Consider the following 18,774-nt stretch of genomic DNA (forward strand, 5'->3'; position numbering starts at 1 on the left):
AACTCCTAGTATTTCGGTGCGGGATGGACGCTATGCCAGTGGTTGGCAATATCGATGCGTCGAGTGATCCATACATCCGGAAAACTCGAAACGTAATCGAGGAACCGCTCCAATGCAGCTGCGCGGGCCGGATGTCCCACCAAGCGCAGATGCAGACCGACCGACATCATTTTGGGTTGGGTTTCCCCCTCCTTGTAGAGCATGTCGAAAGCATCTTTCAGAAAGCTGAACCACTGACTGCCGGTACTTACGCCTGCGGCAAACTGCCCGTCGTTATTGGTCAATGAATACGGGATGATCAGATGAGGCTTACCGCTTACTTGAGTCCAGAACGGTAACTCATCGCCGTAGTAATCCGAGTCGTAGGTGAATCCCCCTTCCTCGACCAACAGCCTACGAGTGTTAACGCTAGGGGAGTATCGGCAGTACCAACCCTGAGGCCGAACACCGGTTGTACGCTCAAGGGATTCGACCGCTTTACGGATGTGCTCCCGTTCTTGTTCCTCGCTAAGCTGGTAGTGTTTGATCCACCGCCAGCCGTGGGAGCACACATCGAACCCAGATTCGCGAATAGCCCCACAGGCATCTGGATTACGCTCAAGAGCGAGTGCGCAGCCATAAATGGTCGCCGGCAGTGAGCGCTCCTGGAACAGGCGCATCACCCGCCAGAAACCCACTCGACTGCCATATTCGAACAGCCCTTCGGCAGCCAGATCCCTACCTTGTACACCGGTGTCGAGCCCACTGCTTTCGGTGAACCACGTTTCCGTGCTTTTCTCGCCATCCTGAATTGACGGCTCCGAACCTTCCTCATAGTTCATGACGAAATTCAGCGCGAGCCGGGCGCCTCCTGGCCATTTGGGATCGGGAGGATTACGGCCATAGCCGACGAAATCTCTTTCAAGGTCACTCATGTTTTCTGCACCTTGGAAATATGAGGAAGGTGAGCCGACTCCAGCCAGCGCGCGTACGCTTTAATGCCGTCATCAAGGGATAGCCTTGGCTCGTAACCAAGATCACGACGCGCCGCTTCGATACTGAATTTCTGCTGGAGCTCATCGACAGGATCGGGACCCGGTTGAAGCGCGATATCAGCATCCGGAAAGATCTTGCGTACCACCTGCGCGACCTCTTCGAGCGTTACGCGGGTATCGCCAGTGACGTTGTAGGTCGTTCGCGGCAGCACAGGAGCATCCAGCGCGCACAGAAGCCCCTGAACCGCGTCTTCAACGTGAACGAACTGTCTGGGGAAGTCCGATCCAAAAGGCATTCGGGTGGCGCGCTTGGCGAGGGCGTCCTCAAGCATCGTCCGAATCACACAGTCCGTGGTTCTACCAGGGCCGTAGACCCAAGACAGGCGAACACTCGCAGCGGACAATCCGTACTGCTCTGCGTAAGCCGTTATGATGTACTCGGATGAGACCTTGCTCGCGCCGTATAGGCTCGCTGGCTTCAGCATAACGTCTTCGCAAACAGGGCCTGACCCGACCGCCCCGTAAGCACTCGTCGAGGAGCAATATACAAATCGACGAACACCGTGAACGCGCGCCACCTCAAGTACGTTGGCGGTACCGACAATGTTCACTTGCACCATCGAATACGGCACATCACGCGCTACCATTGGCCCGGAAAACGCACCGCAGTGGACGATGGAATCGATGCCGCCTACAGCGATCGCATGCAGACGATGGACGTCTCCAAGGTCGCAGGCTGTGATCTGGATTCCTTCCTGAGTAATCGAGGAGAGGCGATCCAGTGCCAACACCGGTCGGCCTTGCTTAGCCAATCGCCGTACCACCTGTCGACCTACCAGCCCTGCCGCTCCGGTGACAAGTACCGGTTTGGTTATGTAACGATCGAAATTCATGCGCGCAGCTCCGCCTGAGGAACCCGAGTTTCGACCTCTTCTCGAACCTCGATAGGGAGTTCGGCCTCAAGCAGCTTGCGGGTATAGGCCTCCTTCGGGTTGGCAAAAATTTCCTCCGTCGGGCCTTGCTCGATGATCTTACCGTTACGCATGACGGCAACGTAATGCGCTAAAGACCGGACCGAATTTAAATCATGAGTAATGAACAGCGCTGACAGCCCCATGCGTTTTTGCAAATCCCGTACAAGATCGATAATTTGTGCACGAACCCGTATATCGAGCGCGGTCGTCGGCTCATCGAAAATCACGAAATCAGGACTGACCGCCAAGGCTCTGGCCACACCTACGCGCTTCTGCTCACCGGCCGTCAGCTCGTGGGGGTAAACGTCTGCCTTAGCCCTGGAAAGGCTAACCAGATCGAGCAACTCCATGACCCGCGCTTCTTTTGCGGTGCGGGTCAACGGTTCGCCCAACTTGAGGGGCTCGGCCACGAGATCGCGCACCCGCCATCTGGGGTTCAGCGCAACATAAGGCTCCTGGAACACCATCTGCATCCGGCGGCGTACGCTTCTGAACTGCTTGTCAGAGAGCGTCAGCGTTTCTTGGCCATCGAACCGGATCGAACCCGAGTCCGATTGAAGTAATCGAACAAGGCATTGGCCGGTGGTGGTTTTTCCCGACCCGCTTTCTCCAACGAGGGCCAGTGTCTCGCCTTTGCGGATCGTCAACGAGACATGGTCGACCGCACGAACCGGCTCGGCGGAGCCCTCGACATGGAACACTTTCACCAGGTCGGTCACTTCCAGCAGCGGTCTAGCCTCGGTGCCGTGTTGTGCTGGCTCAGAATCCATTGGCAACGGGCGCACTCTGGCAGCATCCAGCAAATCCTGGCTGTATGGATGCTTAGGACCATCGTTGAGAAAAGAGCGGATGGTGGCAAGTTCGATCAAACGTCCGGATTTCATGATGCCGACCCGGTCGCAGTAGCTGGCCACCATTCCTAGGTCATGGGTAATCAGAACTACCGCCAGTCCTAGCTCGCGCCCTTTCTCTACTAGCAAATCCAGAACTTGCAGCTGGATTGTCGCGTCAAGGCCCAAGGTTGCATCGTCGGCGAGCAGGATTTTCGGTTGAGCGATCAATGCCATGGCGATTACGACGCGTTGCGCCATGCCACCGGAAAGCTCGTGCGGATAGGCGTGCGCCCTTTTCTCGGGATTCACGATTCCGACTTGTTTAAAAAGGCGAATTGACTCCTGCCATGCATCCTTTTTGTTGATCCCTCGATGAGCACGAAGAATCCTGGCAATTTGCTCACCTACCTTCACAACCGGATCCAGCAAAGCTTTCGCATTGGTTCCGATCAGCGCAACTTCGCCCCCTCGATAACCGCGTTTTTGCTGCGGTGTCATCGTGGAAATAGGCTGCCCGTTGACCAATATTTGGCCTTCAACAACCCGCCCGTCACTTGGGAGCATGTCGATAATGGCTCGCGCGAGAAGCGACTTTCCTGCCCCCGTCTCGCCTACGATTCCGAGAATCTCACCCTTTTGCAGAGAGAAACTTACGTCTCGTAGTGCAGGCGGCATTGATCCGTCAGAAAATCCAACAGAGACGTTGCGTACCTCGAGCAAGGGTTCGTGGATTTTTTTCATGAAGTGCTCCTTGTCTGCGGGTCGAACATTTGCTTCGCCGCGTCTCCGAGAAGCGCAAACGTCAGTACTGAAAAAACAATCGCGAGCCCTGGAAACAGCGCTACCCACCAGATACCGAGGATCATTTGCTGCGCGCCGTTGCTTACCATCAGGCCCCACTCAGGGGTAGGCATGCGCACGCCGGCACCCACGAAGGACAGGCCCGCCGTCAGCAGAATGGCCATGCCGATACTGATGGATATCTGCACTATTGCAGGCGTCAGCGCATTTGGCAGAATGTGCTGGAACATGATCGAGCTGTTGGTAGCACCGCTGCATCTGGCGGCTGCGATGAACGGGCGATCACGCAGCGACAAGACCTCCGCACGGATCAGCCGGGCAAAGACAGGAGTAAAAAGAACCGCCAGCACAATGGCGACGTTCCAGATTTCCTGCCCCATGACAGACACCAGCACCATGCCCAGCACAAACACGGGGAAGGACTGGATAAAGTCAAAAAACCGCATGGCCAAGGAACTACCCCAGCCTTTGTAGTAGCCAATGGCGAGCCCGATTGGAACCCCGATGACAAAGGCGATGGCCACAGCGGTGACGCTGATCAGCAGGTTGATTCGGGTCGCGAAAATGACACGGGAGTAGATATCCATACCCGACACGTCGGTGCCGAAAAAATGCATTAGTGATGGCGCTTGCAGGGCATTGATCGGATCGGCATTTTCCGGTGAGTACGGGGCGATCCATGGCGCAAAGATGATCGCCACAAACTGAATTGCCAGTAGCACCAGACCTATGATCAAGGTTGCTTTGCCAGCCACTCTGCGCTTTGCAGACACCTGTTTCATACTTCGATCCTCGGGTCAGCGATGCCGTAGAGCACATCCACGACGGTGTAAACGATGAGAATGAAAGCAGCGGCTACCAGCACAAATCCCTGCAATGCGGGATAGTCGCTGTTCATTACTGCGGACACCGCGTACTGTCCGAGGCCGCCCCAGGCGAAGATCGTTTCAACCAGCACCGCCGCGCCCAACAGAAACCCGAAGAGAAAACCGACCATAGTGATGATCGGTGGCAAGCTATTGCGCAACGTGATTCGAACCAACTGCCATTCGGAAAGACCGCTCGCCCGTGCATGGCGAATGAACTCACTGCGATAGTTATCGGCGAAAACGATCTGGGTCATTTTCATCAGCGCACCAGCGTTGACGATGGTCAGCGTGAGGACCGGCAACCACAGGCGGCCTACAGCCGAGGCGAACGCGGCTGTATCGCCCGCGAGTAACGTGTCTACAGTTAGAAACCCAGTCACAGCAGGTGGCGCAGTGATGATCGGATCAAGCCTGCCGAACGGTGCGGGAGCAATGCCCGCGACATTGAATAGAAAGTAGATGAGCAGCAGACCGACCCAGAAGTCAGGGACGGCGCCCGCCGCCAGGCCATATACCTTGCTGAACTGGTTGATCATTCCTTCGGGCTTGGTTACTGCAACAACCGCCAGCACCACGCTCACGATGATCGTCAGGATCATCGTGTAGGTAATCAGCTCAAGCGTTGCTGGAACACGGTCGAGCAAATCAACGGCCACGGGGTTGGATGTGAACATTGACGTTCCCAGATCACCGTGAACGACAGTTGAAAGGTAGCTCGTGAACTGCGACCAGATACTGCTGTTGAGCCCCAGTCGCTCGCGCAGGCTTAGGATTTGCTCGGGCGTCGCCATATTGCCAAGCATCAGCAGCGCCGGATCGCCAGGCAGTAAACGAATCAGCAGAAACGTGGCAAGCAGAACGCCAAACATCTGCGGAACAAGAATAGTCAACCTGGCCAGAACGATACGTAGTGGGCGAGGTAGCGACCGCAATGAATTGCTAAGTCTCATACTGTTTTCCTTGCAAGTAGCCTTGCGCAACTAGAGGGGCGAAGCATCCCCCCTCTACTGGCTCTACTTATTTCTTGTAGAAGTCGTACCAACTGTTGCTGTTGGGCGTATACCAGCTGAAACCAGCGACATTGGCGCGAGTAGCAAGCTGGTAGCCTGGGTTCATCAGGAAAACCCAGGGGGCCTCGTCCACAACGATTTGCTGGACGCGCTTCATGCCCGCATCCCTCGCAGCCTCATCCGTGCTCGACAACGCTTCGTTAATTAGCTTGTCGACTTCGGCATTCTTGAATTTTGGGTAGTTGATAAGTGAGGCGCTGTTGAGCCAGAGATTCGCTACGTAAGCTGCATCAGGGACAATCGCCATGTCGCGGAAGAAATACATGGGGATCGTGCCCTTGGAGTACTTCTCCACCAGAGTCGACGCTGGCAACTTCACGAGCTCGACATCTACGTCTGCGCGGGCGAACGCGGTTTTGAGGATGACGGCAATCTCTTCCTCGATCTGATCACCGGTACGGTAGCCAAGCTGGGTTTTGAAGCCAGATTCCTGGCCCGCCTCTTTCAATAGTGTCTTGGCCTTCTCGACATCCTGGGTGTAGCTGAAATATTCATCGGTGTAGGACGGGTAGATTTCAGAAATAGGGCTCTTGGTTGCCCGCGCCTTCCCGTAATACACCGCCTTCAGGATGTCTTCACGGGGAACCAGGTAATTCAACGCCTGGCGAACCTTGGGGTTATCAAACGGAGGCGTCGTATTGTTCATTTCAACGCGATGAATGTAGTTGCCAAACACCTGCCAGATCTTCAGCTGAGGATTCTTCTCCAGCATCGCCAGCTCGCGAGGCGAAAGCCATTCAGCTACATCGACGGCCCCGGCTTGCAACGCTGCCAGGCGATTGGCCGACGTCGGCATCTCGCGGAATATGATTTTCGAAAGACGCGGCGCCCCCCGGTAATAATTCGGGTTGGCTTCGTAAACGACTTCCTGACCTGACTGAAATTTCGTCACCTGATAGGGAGCAAACGAGGCAGAGTGAGTCGCCAACCAACTGGATGCATAAGGGTCGTCACTGGTGACGTGCTTGCGGGCGGCAGTGGCGTCCAGAATACCCAAGTCATTATTGACCCAGATCCGCTCGATCAGAGGAGACGTCTTGGGCAAAGTGACCATGACGGTCATTTCATCCTGTTTCTTGAACGCATCTTCGAAGGATTCGATACCGAGAATCTGACTCATGTACCAGCGAAAGTTCGCGTTCTTGTTCCAACCCCGTTTGAACGACCACATCACATCGTCGGCGGACAGGGTGTTCCCCGCAGCGCTCTTGACGCCACTGCGTAAATGAAAGGTGATGGAGGTTTTGTCATCTGACACTGTCCAGCTTTGTGCCAGTGCTCCCACTAACTTGTCGAAATTTTCAACCGGCACACCGTCAACGTTCTTCATGTCGTAGGCCAGAAGGCGTTCGTAGATGTTGCGCTTGGCTTCGTGGGTGGCTTCGGTTGGCGGATATTCCTGATCGAGCGATTCAGGAGTCCGAGGCCCTGCCACAACCAAAATAGAGTTCGCATCCTGAGCGAATGCGATTGGAGCGACTGCCCCGCTGAGCAAAGTAACGACTGCCAACGCGTGCGCAGCCGGCTTCAGAAGGAACCGCATTACTTTCGTATTCATGGTATGGGTTTCTCGATTAGAGATGATTGAGTAAGCCCTTCTCAAATACGAAGACGTAACGCCAATGAACCTCTGGCCCACCTCCACCGCTCTAGAATGGCGCCCCAAGGCTTTGGTAGTGAGAAATCCAGTTACTGGCATTCAGCCTCCGATAATTGTCGCTAAATAATTAGAATTTGTGACAATCATAAGCAAGCCCTATGCCAGCCAATGTGACAGAACTGCTTTTTGGGCCTTAACGGAGTTGCCGGATGCTTTGTAGGCCTAAGAATCAGAGCACTAATGGCCCAAGTATCAGCCATCCGGAACTCATCAAGCATCAAGGGTAAATGGCCGATTTATGCTCGTAGTCGGTGCACACCCAAGAATTGTGGTCGCTCATGGTTCACTTTTGAACAATTCTCAGTAGTTATGTCACAATCATGCACTCTTTCGTAACAAACTATGCAGACGCCCATGCTCATCAATAACTCATCTTCACCCCGTCCTTGCAAAGCTCGCACTACTGGCCAAATTCTTGGTACAGCTGAGAAGCGCGACACCATTTATGAACGTATCCTGAATGCTGTGATGGAGCACCGGCTGATCCCTGGCACCAAACTTGTAGAGGAGAAGCTCGCCGGCGTGTTTGGGGTCAACCGCACCCGCATCCGCGAGGTGCTCGTCCGTCTCGCTCATGAAGGTGTTGTCACCACGATTCCCAATCGTGGCGCCTTCGTGGCCAGCCCGTCCGTAGAGGAAGCTCGGCATATCTTCAATGCGCGCCGGATTCTAGAGCCGGCCCTCATTCGCACGCTCGTAGCGCAAGCGGGTGAAAAACAGATCGCTCAACTCTATGACCATGTCGCCCTGGAGCGAACGGCGCGGGAAGAAGGTGATAAGCGAGCAGTCATTCGCTTATCTGGCGAGTTCCACCTACGGATTGCAGAGATGGTTGGCAGTCCGCCATTGTTGAAACTCATGCGGGAGCTGTCTTCGTTGACCTGTCTGATCATCCTGCTGTACGACTCACCTAATGTGCCGGCATGCCCAAATCACGAGCATCTTGAAATCGTGAAGGCCATTGAGTCAGGCGAAACTGAAGAAACGATCAGACTCGTGATAGAGCACCTGACTCACATCGAGAACACACTGGATCTCTCGGTGGGAGAAGAACAGGAAGTGGATCTGGACGAGATCTTCGGTCGAACGATGTGAGGCAGGGAAGGATATCCTGGTTCACTCCTGCCTAAGCAGTGACGTCCTTCCCGCTCGCAGCTGCGATAAGCGTAGCCGAGGTATATGTCTCGACAAGTCAAAAGGTAAAGTTATCAAGGGCCATGCACTCGCCCAAGGGCCTCATCGATATCTTAATTTTTGAGAGCGTCTTTCTAAGAGACGTTACGCTAACGCGGCCCTAGTCGATGCCGACAAGGCTGACTTACACGACATGCTCATCGACATACCAGGACAGTTCGAAGGTCGTTTTGTACATCCCGCCAGATGGTGTCAAGGCATCCGATCCAGTCCCGGATAAATGCACGGCCCCTAGTGATCGCCAGCGCTAATGGGGGCTGATTGGATAAAAGAAGGATCGGTTTCCCCGGATGTTGTCTGTTTCTGGCCGATCCGGTTGAGAAAATCCCGCCGCAATTTTTGCTCACGAAAGAACATGGTCGACGTTGAAGTCTGGTTCGCTCAGAAGACTGAGCTGTCTTGGTTTTTACGTAGCAACACCAAAATCGAGCAATTTTTGAGCTACCGAAAAGCAGCTCTCTCAGAAACCGACTTTTTCAACGGAATCGGCCGAAAGCAGTCTTCTACATCTACCCTTATGCCACTCTATTTGCATCTCTCTCCGTTCGCTTTTGCCGAGGCTTCTTTGGCGGCTAGTTTGGCAGCGAACGTCAACCAGCGCCGCTGAACAATTCCAGCGAAGGCAGAACGGTGAGCGACTCGTCCGGGCGGGTGTTGCAGTTGAGTCGATACTGAATGGTAGAGGTCAGGGCTGCATCAATGTGTTGGACCGTCAACTTGTCTGCCCGACCACACCATATACAGGTAACCTGCGGCGCAGTCATTACAAACCAGCAGTGGCCACAAAGCACACCCTGGCCTTGGTGCCGGTGAAATACTTCGGTGTAGCTGTCAGCAATCTGCCGTACACGAAGCTGTACAGCGGTTCTCCTTGCGGCTTGCTGCGCCGCCTGAGTATAGCGAGGGGGCTGGGCGGCGGTATGCCTAATCAGACTCGGTCCGTCGAGCGTTGGAGGAGACTGCTGACGCTGGCCCGCTTGGCCACATGTCGCTGCAGCATGCAGCGCGGCTCCCTTCTTAAACTCATCGATCTTTTCATCGATCCGCTGCTGCGCATGGATTTTCTCCCGCTGGATGACGCGGGAGAAAATCCAACTGCGGATAACAAGGTCATCTTGGACCCGTTTTGAGAAATTCTGAGTGTCTAGGATATCCGCAGTGTTCAAACCGGTTAGATCAATGAGCAGTGCAGAACACTCGTTTTGATGAAGGCGCCTCACCATCCTTTCAATTCGACGGCCGCGAATGTCAAATAGGACATTGAGCTCATGGCCTTTGCAGAACAGCGTGAGGTCGGCTTCGTCGTCACCGAACTCCATGACCTCATCGATCGTAACCATTCTAGAGGCTATGCTTACCTCTTCCTTGAATGGCACGCCATGGTAACGGGCGGTCACAGTCTCGCAATGCGTGGGTAGCTCAAAGCACCTGACGCCTTCTAGAGCTTGCCGGGCTGCGAGCAGCACCCCTTTTACATAACCACGCACGCAATCACTGTCGGCGGCGTGGCGAAAGTATGGCTCAACTTTAACGCCCTGGTTTGCTGCGATCAGAGGATGGCGGCACGCTAGGCAAATACAGCCACACAACAGCCCGTTCTCGACTTCGTGTGGTCGAAATGCCAAGCCGTCTTTCATACCAATGGGAATGCTCGTGCTGCTCATGGCCTTATCTCCAGTTCCTTCTGACCCTAGTACCGGTGGGGCTTGACGCTAAACTACTAAAGTAAGATTTTTCCAACCTCAGTAGCCTCCCCGGGGTTCTACCCCGTTTCCACGGACGGTTTGAAAAGGGCTGAAAACTTCAGGTCTTGCCGGGCGACTCTACGACGCATTCGTGGGTTATGAAAGCGTTCGATGTAGTCGAATAAATCCGCCCGCGCTTCATCACGAGTTCGATACGACTGATGGACAACGCGCTCCCGTTTGAGCTGACCGAAGAAGCCTTCACAGGCAGCGTTGTCACCGCAATGCCCGACGGCACTCATGCTGCAGATCAATGTGTTGCGATTCAGATCGCGGTAGTCAGCACTAGTGAACTGACTACCGCGATCTGAATGTAGGATCACGGACCAGTCACCCTGGCGCTGCCAGATTGGCATCTCCACCGCTCGAATCACCATCTGCCAATCCTGACGGTGATGCATCGACCAACCGATCACCAGCTTGCTGTACAGGTCGAGCACCTCGCATAGACAGAGCTTGCCTTCCAGCGTAGCTATCTCCGTGATGTCTGTGACCCACTTGCGCTCCGGTTCCTGCGCGGTGAAATTACGCTCCAGCAGGTTTTTCACGCCTGCTGGACGGCCGCCGGTGACTCTCCCAAAGCCACGCCTCTTCCGGCGTGGCCAGCCTTGAATTCGCTCAGCGGCCATCAGGCGAGCAACGCGGTTCAGGCTGACGGTTTCGCCCTCGTCGAGCAGATCCTCGTGCATCCGTGGCGCTCCGATCACACCACGACTGTCCTCGTGGATCTCCCGAATACGCCTCACCAGGCGCGCATTCTCCAGAGCGCGTGGGCTTGGCTCGCGATCCTGCCAGGCGTAATAGCCACTGGCAGAAACCTTCAGGCAACGGCACATCAGTCGTACCGGGTACTCGTTGCGGCAGCGCTGGATCACCGTGTACCGCTCGATGACTCCTTGGCAAAGTACGCTGCCGCGTCTCTTAAAAAATCACGCTCCTTGGTTACTCGGGCCAGCTCGCGCTTGAGGCGGGCAAGCTCCTCATCCCGCGGACTTCCCGCTCCAGGAAAGGCCTTCTCTGTACCCGGTTGCGCTTCCCGAAGCCAGCGGGTGAGCAGGTTAGGAGCCACACCAATCTCAAGGGCCACCTGTCGGCAACTTGCTCCTGAACGACGAACCAGCTCGATGGCTTCCCGCTTGAATTCGGGGCTGTATTTCTTAGAACACTCCTTCAGCTCGGTGTGAGCTTACTCGAAAGTGTCCGTGCTAACGGGGTAGAACCCGCCTGGATAACAGTGCGCCTATGGCCCTGTGTTAGCAGATCCACTTCGCGCCGGAAGTCACCAAGACCCGCGGCCTGATCAGGCGAGACAACCGCTATACGCCAGAAGCCCGCTGGCGCTGCGAGCGTCTTTTGCCGGTCGTGGATGCCCTCTTCCTTTAACCGCGCCAGTATCTGCTCGACCTTGGCGTGCATCTCACCCAGCGTGTAGTTCGGGTCAATGCCATAGACCTGGAGCTGGAAGCCATACTGGGGATGGAGCGTGGCGCAGACCTTGAGCATCACTTTCATACCGGGCTGCGGTTTTGAGCCGGTTACCTGCTCAAAGGCTCTTAGCTGCACATTCGAGACACTGCCAAACATCACAGCCGAACACTTGGCGATTTCCTTGCCATCAGCGCTCTCGATCAGAGTAAACCAGCACGTACCACCATTACGGACGTTGAACTCGCTTAGCTCAGCCACTACCCAGATATGCTCGGCAAAGGAGCGCTTGATAACTCCCTCGATCTGCTATTGGTTTCGCTATCCCCTGTTAAAACAAAGGGGCCGGGTCGTTGGGATATCCGACAGTCATTGACAATGCCTTTCAAAGTGAAACCTGTCAAACCACTCCCCGTTTAGCTCAAAGCTCTTCCTGGAACGCCCATATTGAACGAACCCATTACGCCGCAATACAGCCAGTGATGCTGCATTGTCAGATCGAGCATCCGCCTCGATACGCTTTAGATTAAGTCTGCCAAATGCAAGGTCAAGTACAAGCCTGACAGCTTCGGTTGCGTAACCTTTGCCCGTCTCATGCTGCGCAATCCGGTAGCCGAGAACGGCTGAATGATAATGCGCGCGCTGAACAGCTCTAAGATTCACTCGGCCGACAAGATGGCCTGAAGGACTCCTAAGTAGATATTGGTATCCCTTGTCGTCAAAGGCATCATCAATAGCTGCTTCGATGGCTTCTGCTACTCCCTGGAGAGAGTAGTAATCTGGGCCGCGTGCATTAATGTGCGATTCAAAATAAGCCCTGTTCTGAACCTCGAAGCGCAAGAGGTCTTCAGCGTCATTCCTGGCGACTGCAGCGATGGCAAGGCGATGCATAAAAATCCTATCGTTGGGCCTTTAAGCGAAGACTAGCATACTGATCTGCCTGGTCCTGGCCTCACTACGTTTTGTTCAAAAACGATTTGCTGGGCTGCCCTGTCTATTCCGTGTGGAGATTAGAGATGACGGGCCGTTATGACAGCTAGGCTTTACGCCAGTACTACCATGGTTTCAGGGGCAAGCCCATTTTCCCCTACATTAGATGAATCGCTGCCTCAGGCCCAGACTGTTTGACCGACCCGCCTCTCATAAGCACACTGTTATCGAGCCCCTCTTTAACCGGCTCAAGAAACATCGCCAGAGAATCACCCGTTTCGAGAGGCTCACTAGCAGCTTTGAAGACATGATTTCCTTGGATTGCTTATGGATTTACTTGAGAAATCCTTTTCAGACTGATCCTAAGCAAAAGTGGAGCAGCTTCATCACGTGCCAGTTTCCGACGTCAGGCTAAAAGCAATTACTGTTAAATTTGAGTAGGTGCTCAAACCTTGAAAGAGCTTGATTCCAGACATAAAGACAGCGTAGCTAATAAGACCTTCCAAGAAAAAACAGACTCTCTGGATATATCAATGATTGACTTGGGTGCGCATGAAGCTAAGGAATCGAATAAGCAGTACATCAACTATCTTGACATACCGATGATCAGCTATCGGTTACCTGAGCCTGAAGAACCGAGCAAAGAGCCGTCTTTGTGGGCAAGGCTAAAGCGCTTGCTGGGTTACCGGACCTAGTAACTCCTCTCTGGTATGTCGAGGATCAAAACGTTAATGAACGGTCTTCAACCCTGACCGTTGGCTGTACAGCCGCGCCTCAGCCTGGCCCATGCTTTCGCCTGTCCTTTGCATGTGCTCGGACAGTTCCTCAGCATCAAATCCCACCTGATCACGCATAGCATTGTTGACGTCTGCCATGACACGTTCTCATTACACGACTGTTTGGTCCCAGGGAGAAAGGGTTTATGGTATAGACCTCTATCGGAGGAGGAACCATGGCTCAGGTTCTACACAAACGCGCCACGACCACGCACGCCATCCGAGCGGAATTACAGCGATCGCAGGATTCGATCGCGACGCTGAGTAAGCGTTACAACTTAAACCCCAAGACCGTGATCAAGTGGCGTAAGCGCGACTCGGTTGAAGATCAGCCCATGGGACCTCGGGAGCCGCATTCGACCTCCCTGACCCTGGCTGAAGAGGCCGCTGCCGGCAGAAGACGTTGCTGCCTCTGGACGATTGCCTGCAGCCTTGCAGCGCTTCATACCCAGGCTTTCGCGCTCAGGCCTGCATCGGCTCTACCAGCGACACGGCATCAGCAACCTCCCGCGCTCAGCTGAGCCGGTACGTGAGAAGAAAGCCTTCAAACGCTATCCGCTGGGCTATCTGCATATCGATATCACCGAGGTGACTGCAGAGGGCCGGGCCTATCCTTTTGTAGCGATCGATCGCACGTCGAAGTTTGTCTATGCCGAGTTACATGAGCAGATGATGCGCAAAGATGCGGTCGACTTTTTGGAGGCCACGCTTAAGACGTTACCCTATAAGGTGCATAGGGTACTCACCGACAACGGCATCCAGTTTGCCAGGAAGGTCGGTACTGAACGCTACCGGGCCCATCCTTTCGATGTGATCTGTTATCGGCACGGCATTGAACATCGGCTAACCAAGCCCTTCCATCCCTGGACTAATGGCCAGGTTGAGCGCATGAACCGGACGATCAAGCAGGCCACCACCAAGACCTTTAACTATGCCTCGCTTAAGCCTCTGCAGGTTCATGTAAATGATTATCTGTAGGCCTATAACAGCGCTCGTCCGTTACGTGCCTTGAAAGGCCAAACACCGATTGGCTTTATCCTCCAGCAATGGCATAAACAGTCACAGCTCTTTCTAACCGGTATAGACTTCTTCTTTCTGGGACCTAACACTTAGAATATTAACTTCTCAACCCGTCTATTAATAGCTAGGAAGCTTAATAATTAGCAAAAATCCTGATTGTTTTTCAAGACTTACATGACATTCGAGTCAGAGGCTAACTAAGCTTGGTATTAATTCTTTGCTTTTAAAAAAGAGGATGAAATCAATCCTTGGGGTGATGGCTAAAGTCCATTATACAGTTAAAGATTTATAGCCTGCTAACAAGAAGTTAGCTATAAATTTGCCTAGGTGTTTCTTGGAGGTAATTCTTGGTTAGGCTGCATGTTCCCTTATGGAACGTATCCCTAGCTATCTCCTTGCGGCAGGAGCTTATAAAAACCTTCCGTGGTAATGCTTTACCACCTCGACATGCTCATAGATCAAGGTTGATAGAACATGCTGAATATGAAACCGCTCGCCGTAGCCATTTTGATAGCGGTCAGTTCACACGCCCTGGCTGAAATGAATTCTGCCCAGCTGCTGCAAAGTGGAAATGACAACATCGGTGCCATTGATCAACAGGGTAGCGGTAACTATGCTTACCTGCAGCAGGAGGCTCAAGACAATAGCCAAGCAACAATTACTCAAAGCGGTGTCTCCAACAGCGCCTCTGTCTATCAGATGCAGGGCTTTGAAAACACTACTCACGTGACTCAATTCGGTGATAGCAATACGTTAGATATTAGCATGACAGGCTCCGCAGACGGAGCTATAGCTTCTTCAATCGGTAATAATAATTCGATTCGTAGTGAGCAATATGGCGGCGTATCAAGCGCTATGTTAACTCAGGTAGGCGACAATAATGCTATCGACTCAAGCTTACAATCATCTACCAGCGCTCTGGTGAGCCAGACGGGTAATAACAATACAGCTTATGTGACCGCTTCCTCGTACAGATTGGGATCAAACCAGACTGAAGTTACACAGAACGGTGATGATAACCAGGCCACTACCAGGATAACGAGTCAGTTTGGAAATATTGCGCTTACCCAGGACGGCATAGGTAACCTGGCAAACATCTCCTCCAGCGGTCGATCTACTAGGGTTTCAGGTGTCTCTACTGGTCAAACCAATACTGTCGATATCAGCCAAGATATCGAAACGGGCAGCGTACGGTTTGAGCAGGCAGGGGATGGCAACATACTTGCCGTGAACCAGGAAGGCTACTCCGGTTATTATCAGGCAGACGTGACACAAGTGGGTATTGCTAACCAGGCAACGCTTGTTCAGAGCGCTGGCGAGCAGCTGGGTACCTCATCAGCAGCATTGAGCCAAACCGGTACTGGTAATATCGCGACTGTCATTCAACGCTAAGTTAGTGGGGAAGATGCCCGATCAGCTGAGGACGGAAATTCACAGTGAATCAGGGCATCTGCCATATGAGCCTCTTGCTGCGCGAACCATGGTTTACCTTGGCTTAACAGATATCGTTTCTACCAGAGCCATGGATGTTAGATCAGTTGATCCAAGTTTGTCGCCGACCATCAGCATAATGATAGTAAAGGCTAGGGTTGTAAGATCCTTATCCTTAGAGCTTTTCAAGATGCCAGAGTCTTTACTAGGTTGCTACTGATAAACGGTCGAAACCTTTCCAGTGATAAGCCACTCTTTTTTATGGGAGCAATGGACATTGCTTTTCTTGTGTTAGCTGCCGAAGGTCCCCCAGCCTGAGGCAGCTTCCTTTATCCAACCCAAGGCGTAGGCGAATACAACCATGGCGATAACAGGCTGTTGCCCTGAGTGTGGCAATTCTGAACTGGTACGCATGCCAACCCTTGGTATTCTTCACTGTGCCGACTGCAACCTTTCCTTCATGTGGTCAAGGTTTGACCACCCTAAAATCCAGGCAACTCTCTTTTCTGTTACCTAATAAGGTATCTATCTTTTGTTTTACAGTGTGGCTGAACAGTAAATTTATATTGTCTCAGAGTGGCCGCTGTAGCGAGGGCTTAAGTTTTGTTTCATATATACATTCCGGCTGAAGGCTTCCAGGCACGCTATAGTGCATAGAGTTCTTGTCTGTTAGATAACACTCAGACCGGAAGAGCCCTGCATCAATGCTTTGAACTGCTCTATCTTCATAGGCTTGCCTAAATAATATCCCTGCGCCTGATCGCATCCCAGTTGAGCAAGCGTTTGGAGCTGCTCTTGGGTTTCAACGCCCTCAGCGGTAATCACAAGCGCTAAGGCCTGCCCTAAACCAATAATGGCTTCAATGATGGGACGCCCCTCCTCCGATTCGCATAATGCCTTGATAAAACTACGATCTATCTTAAGACCATCAAAGGGATAACGGTGAAGATAGCTTAAGGAGGAATACCCCGTCCCAAAGTCATCCATAGATAGCCGAACACCGAGCTCCTTAAGTCCTTTCATCTGTGTCAAAGCTTCCTCAGCATTATCTAACATGACGCCTTCGGTAACCTCAAGCTCTAGCCGGTTGGGAGAGAGGCCAGTTTCATCTAATACAGTTCTAACCCGTGCGATTAGGTCACTCCGCTTGAATTCGACTGCCGATAAATTAACTGAAACAAAAACACTATCGTCCCAGTTAGCCGCCTCAAAACAGGCGCGGCGCATGACCCAGTCACTCAAAGGAACAATAAGTCCGGTTTGCTCCGCAATCGATATAAATTCTATAGGACTCATGTGGCCGCGTAAGGGATGCTGCCAGCGGACCAGGGCTTCAGCGCCCACCAGAGACATTCCATCAATGGCATAGCGGGGCTGAAATTCCAGGCGAAGCTCATCACGTTGCAAGGCCAGCTTGAGATCACTTTCAATCTGCCGGCGAACAAGCAGTCGTGCATTCATCTCCTGGGTATAAAATTGCCAGGTATTGCGTCCGGCCGCTTTAGCCTCATAGAGGGCAATATCAGCAAAGCGAAGAAGCTCGTCAGCAGAACTACCGTCACGGGGCGCAGAGGCAATCCCGATACTACAGCCAATAAAGACCTCATGCTCTGCGACTTGAATACCCTGTCCTATGATTTCAATCAGCCGCTCGCACAGTTTTTCAACCGAAGGCCTGCTGGCAGAGCCGCTGGTTATAACTACAAACTCGTCGCCTCCTGGACGGGCCACCAGATCGGAGCCTTGCATAAAGGTGCTTAGCCGAGCTGCAATCTCCATCAGGACGCGATCACCAAGGCTATCATTGACCGGCTTGAATCCGTCCAGATCCAGACAAAGGATCTGCACGGGATGTTCTTTCGACGGCTGGATATCCAGCCTGGCCTGGAGATACCGATACACCGCACGGCGGTTAGGCAATCCGGTAAGCGAATCCTCCATCGCTTCACGCTCTTGCCTTTTCATCATCGACGTGAGCGCTGCGTTAGCGCTATTGAGCTCTCTTGTACGCTCATCGATCCGTCTCTCAAGACTTTGATGTAGGAATATGAGCGACTCTTCAGCCTCCTTGCGTGCCTGAATGTTCTGCATCACGCAAATAAAGCCTTGCCCCTCATTTGAATCAATCTGCCTGGTAACCGTAACCTTTACCCAGACTGCCTTCCCCTGCTTGTGCCGGTAGCGCTTCTCCAATTGATAGTGATTGATCTCACCTGCCTTAAGCTGACTGAAAAGTTGCAGATTTAGCCGTAAATCTTCAGGATAAGTCATATCCCAGAGAGTAAGTTCCGTCAGCTCTTGATGGCTGTAACCCACAGTACTGCAAAAGGCGTCATTAACATCCACCCATAATCCCAGGGGAGAGATGAACGCAATGCCTGCACCGGCATGCTCAAAAATGGAGCGAAAACGAGCCTCGCTCGATTTCAATTTTAAGTCCGAATTAACGATTTGTTTATTTGAAAGCAGCGAGACTTCCCGAAGCTGAATCTCTCGCATAATGATGTCCGCAAGATCCTGAAGTATTTGCAGTTCAGCTTGCGTCAGATAACGAGGCCGGGTATCAATCGCGCACAGGGTGCCTAGCGCATATCCGTCTCGGGTACGCAGTGGCACACCTGCATAAAAACGAATGTCAGGTGATGCTGTAACAAGAGGGTTTAATCTGAATCGCTCATCATCCAGTGCATTAGTCACCACCATTATTTCGCTGTGCTCAATGGCATGGGCGCAGAAGGAGTACTCTCGAGGCGTTTCCTGAATCGCAAGGCCTACGCAGGACTTGAACCATTGCCGATGCGTGTCTACCAGCGAAACCAGCGCGATAGGCACATGCAGGGCCTTGGCCAATAGCCGAGTGATACGGTCAAAGACCTGCTCAGGGGCAGTATCCAGGAGATTAAGCGCACGCAATAGCGCTATGCGCTCCGACTCCCTATCAGATGAGCGGGTTTCGTTTCGGTATTTAGACATGGCAACTCAAGTAAGCAAGGCAATAGAAGGCCAGCCGCTGTGCGTCAAGCGTGTCACTGTGCGTAACTTAAAAAGACAACGTGATGGCTAATCCAAGAG

At 53.0% G+C, this 18,774-nt stretch carries 16 protein-coding genes and 1 pseudogene; 5 read left to right on the forward strand and 12 right to left on the reverse strand.

The window, feature by feature from the left end; all coding sequences use genetic code 11:
• Positions 1-5 precede the first annotated feature (5 nt).
• The 6 genes from GM154_RS17545 to GM154_RS17570 form a co-directional block, all read right to left on the reverse strand.
• Positions 6-914 carry an allantoinase PuuE gene (locus GM154_RS17545; protein ID WP_219652936.1) on the reverse strand — a complete coding sequence of 303 codons (909 nt, stop codon included), beginning with the start codon at positions 912-914 and terminating at the stop codon, positions 6-8.
• Positions 911-1,867, reverse strand: coding sequence for an NAD(P)-dependent oxidoreductase (locus tag GM154_RS17550; RefSeq protein WP_010799462.1), 957 nt, complete (start codon positions 1,865-1,867; stop codon positions 911-913). Before GM154_RS17550 ends, GM154_RS17545 begins: the two co-directional genes overlap by 4 nt.
• Positions 1,864-3,522 carry an ABC transporter ATP-binding protein gene (locus tag GM154_RS17555; RefSeq protein WP_010799463.1) on the reverse strand — a complete coding sequence of 553 codons (1,659 nt, stop codon included), beginning with the start codon at positions 3,520-3,522 and terminating at the stop codon, positions 1,864-1,866. The genes GM154_RS17550 and GM154_RS17555 overlap by 4 nt, the downstream gene beginning before the upstream one ends.
• On the reverse strand, positions 3,519-4,364 hold the full coding sequence (locus tag GM154_RS17560; protein WP_010799464.1) for an ABC transporter permease: 846 nt from the start codon (positions 4,362-4,364) through the stop codon (positions 3,519-3,521). Before GM154_RS17560 ends, GM154_RS17555 begins: the two co-directional genes overlap by 4 nt.
• Entirely contained in the window at positions 4,361-5,401 is a 1,041-nt protein-coding gene (locus GM154_RS17565) for an ABC transporter permease (protein ID WP_219652937.1), read from the reverse strand. The genes GM154_RS17560 and GM154_RS17565 overlap by 4 nt, the downstream gene beginning before the upstream one ends.
• 67 nt (positions 5,402-5,468) lie before the next feature.
• Positions 5,469-7,079, reverse strand: coding sequence for an ABC transporter substrate-binding protein (locus tag GM154_RS17570; RefSeq protein WP_256205783.1), 1,611 nt, complete (start codon positions 7,077-7,079; stop codon positions 5,469-5,471).
• A gap of 456 nt (positions 7,080-7,535) precedes the next feature.
• Between GM154_RS17570 and GM154_RS17575 the strand changes: the two genes are divergently transcribed.
• A complete protein-coding gene (locus GM154_RS17575) occupies positions 7,536-8,276 on the forward strand; it encodes a GntR family transcriptional regulator (protein WP_256205784.1) in 741 nt (246 codons plus the stop codon).
• A gap of 454 nt (positions 8,277-8,730) precedes the next feature.
• Positions 8,731-8,982, forward strand: a complete 252-nt coding sequence (locus tag GM154_RS17580; RefSeq protein WP_010799468.1) for a hypothetical protein — start codon at positions 8,731-8,733, stop codon at positions 8,980-8,982.
• Here the strand turns inward: GM154_RS17580 and GM154_RS17585 are convergent.
• The 4 genes from GM154_RS17585 to GM154_RS17600 all read right to left on the reverse strand — a co-directional run bounded on the left by GM154_RS17585 (position 8,966) and on the right by GM154_RS17600 (position 12,436).
• Complete coding sequence (locus tag GM154_RS17585) at positions 8,966-10,039, reverse strand: hypothetical protein (protein ID WP_219652938.1); 1,074 nt, start codon at positions 10,037-10,039, stop codon at positions 8,966-8,968. The two genes, GM154_RS17580 and GM154_RS17585, sit on opposite strands and share 17 nt — an antisense overlap.
• 98 nt (positions 10,040-10,137) lie before the next feature.
• A protein-coding gene (locus GM154_RS17590) for an IS3 family transposase (RefSeq protein ID WP_154982418.1) occupies positions 10,138-11,294 on the reverse strand; the annotation gives its coding sequence in 2 pieces (ribosomal slippage) (positions 10,138-11,042 and positions 11,042-11,294; 1,158 coding nt in all).
• Positions 11,291-11,851, reverse strand: coding sequence for an exodeoxyribonuclease VII large subunit (locus GM154_RS17595; protein ID WP_308460624.1), 561 nt, complete (start codon positions 11,849-11,851; stop codon positions 11,291-11,293). The genes GM154_RS17590 and GM154_RS17595 overlap by 4 nt, the downstream gene beginning before the upstream one ends.
• A 63-nt stretch (positions 11,852-11,914) precedes the next feature.
• On the reverse strand, positions 11,915-12,436 hold the full coding sequence (locus tag GM154_RS17600; protein ID WP_219652939.1) for a GNAT family N-acetyltransferase: 522 nt from the start codon (positions 12,434-12,436) through the stop codon (positions 11,915-11,917).
• A 491-nt stretch (positions 12,437-12,927) separates the two neighbouring features.
• Here GM154_RS17600 and GM154_RS17605 point away from each other — a divergent pair, with 491 nt between their 5' ends.
• On the forward strand, positions 12,928-13,170 hold the full coding sequence (locus tag GM154_RS17605) for a hypothetical protein (protein WP_219652940.1): 243 nt from the start codon (positions 12,928-12,930) through the stop codon (positions 13,168-13,170).
• Positions 13,171-13,203: 33 nt separating this feature from the next.
• Here GM154_RS17605 and GM154_RS17610 read toward each other — a convergent pair whose 3' ends face one another.
• On the reverse strand, positions 13,204-13,350 hold the full coding sequence (locus tag GM154_RS17610) for a hypothetical protein (RefSeq protein WP_010799472.1): 147 nt from the start codon (positions 13,348-13,350) through the stop codon (positions 13,204-13,206).
• A gap of 77 nt (positions 13,351-13,427) precedes the next feature.
• On the opposite strand from GM154_RS17610, the pseudogene GM154_RS17615 reads away from it, so the two are divergent.
• Together GM154_RS17615 and GM154_RS17620 are read left to right on the forward strand one after the other, a co-directional pair.
• A pseudogene (locus GM154_RS17615) lies at positions 13,428-14,364 on the forward strand (IS481 family transposase).
• A 381-nt stretch (positions 14,365-14,745) separates the two neighbouring features.
• Positions 14,746-15,663, forward strand: coding sequence for a hypothetical protein (locus GM154_RS17620; protein ID WP_010799475.1), 918 nt, complete (start codon positions 14,746-14,748; stop codon positions 15,661-15,663).
• Positions 15,664-16,371: 708 nt separating this feature from the next.
• On the opposite strand, the gene GM154_RS17625 is transcribed toward GM154_RS17620, so the two are convergent.
• The gene (locus GM154_RS17625; protein WP_125890171.1) at positions 16,372-18,675 is read right to left on the reverse strand and encodes a bifunctional diguanylate cyclase/phosphodiesterase; all 2,304 of its coding nucleotides are present in this window, start codon (positions 18,673-18,675) and stop codon (positions 16,372-16,374) included.
• Between the last annotated feature and the right edge of the window lie 99 nt (positions 18,676-18,774).

The organism is Pseudomonas sp. MAG002Y (assembly GCF_019400845.1).
In the GTDB taxonomy this organism is placed as follows: Bacteria; Pseudomonadota; Gammaproteobacteria; order Pseudomonadales; family Pseudomonadaceae; genus Chryseomonas; species Chryseomonas luteola.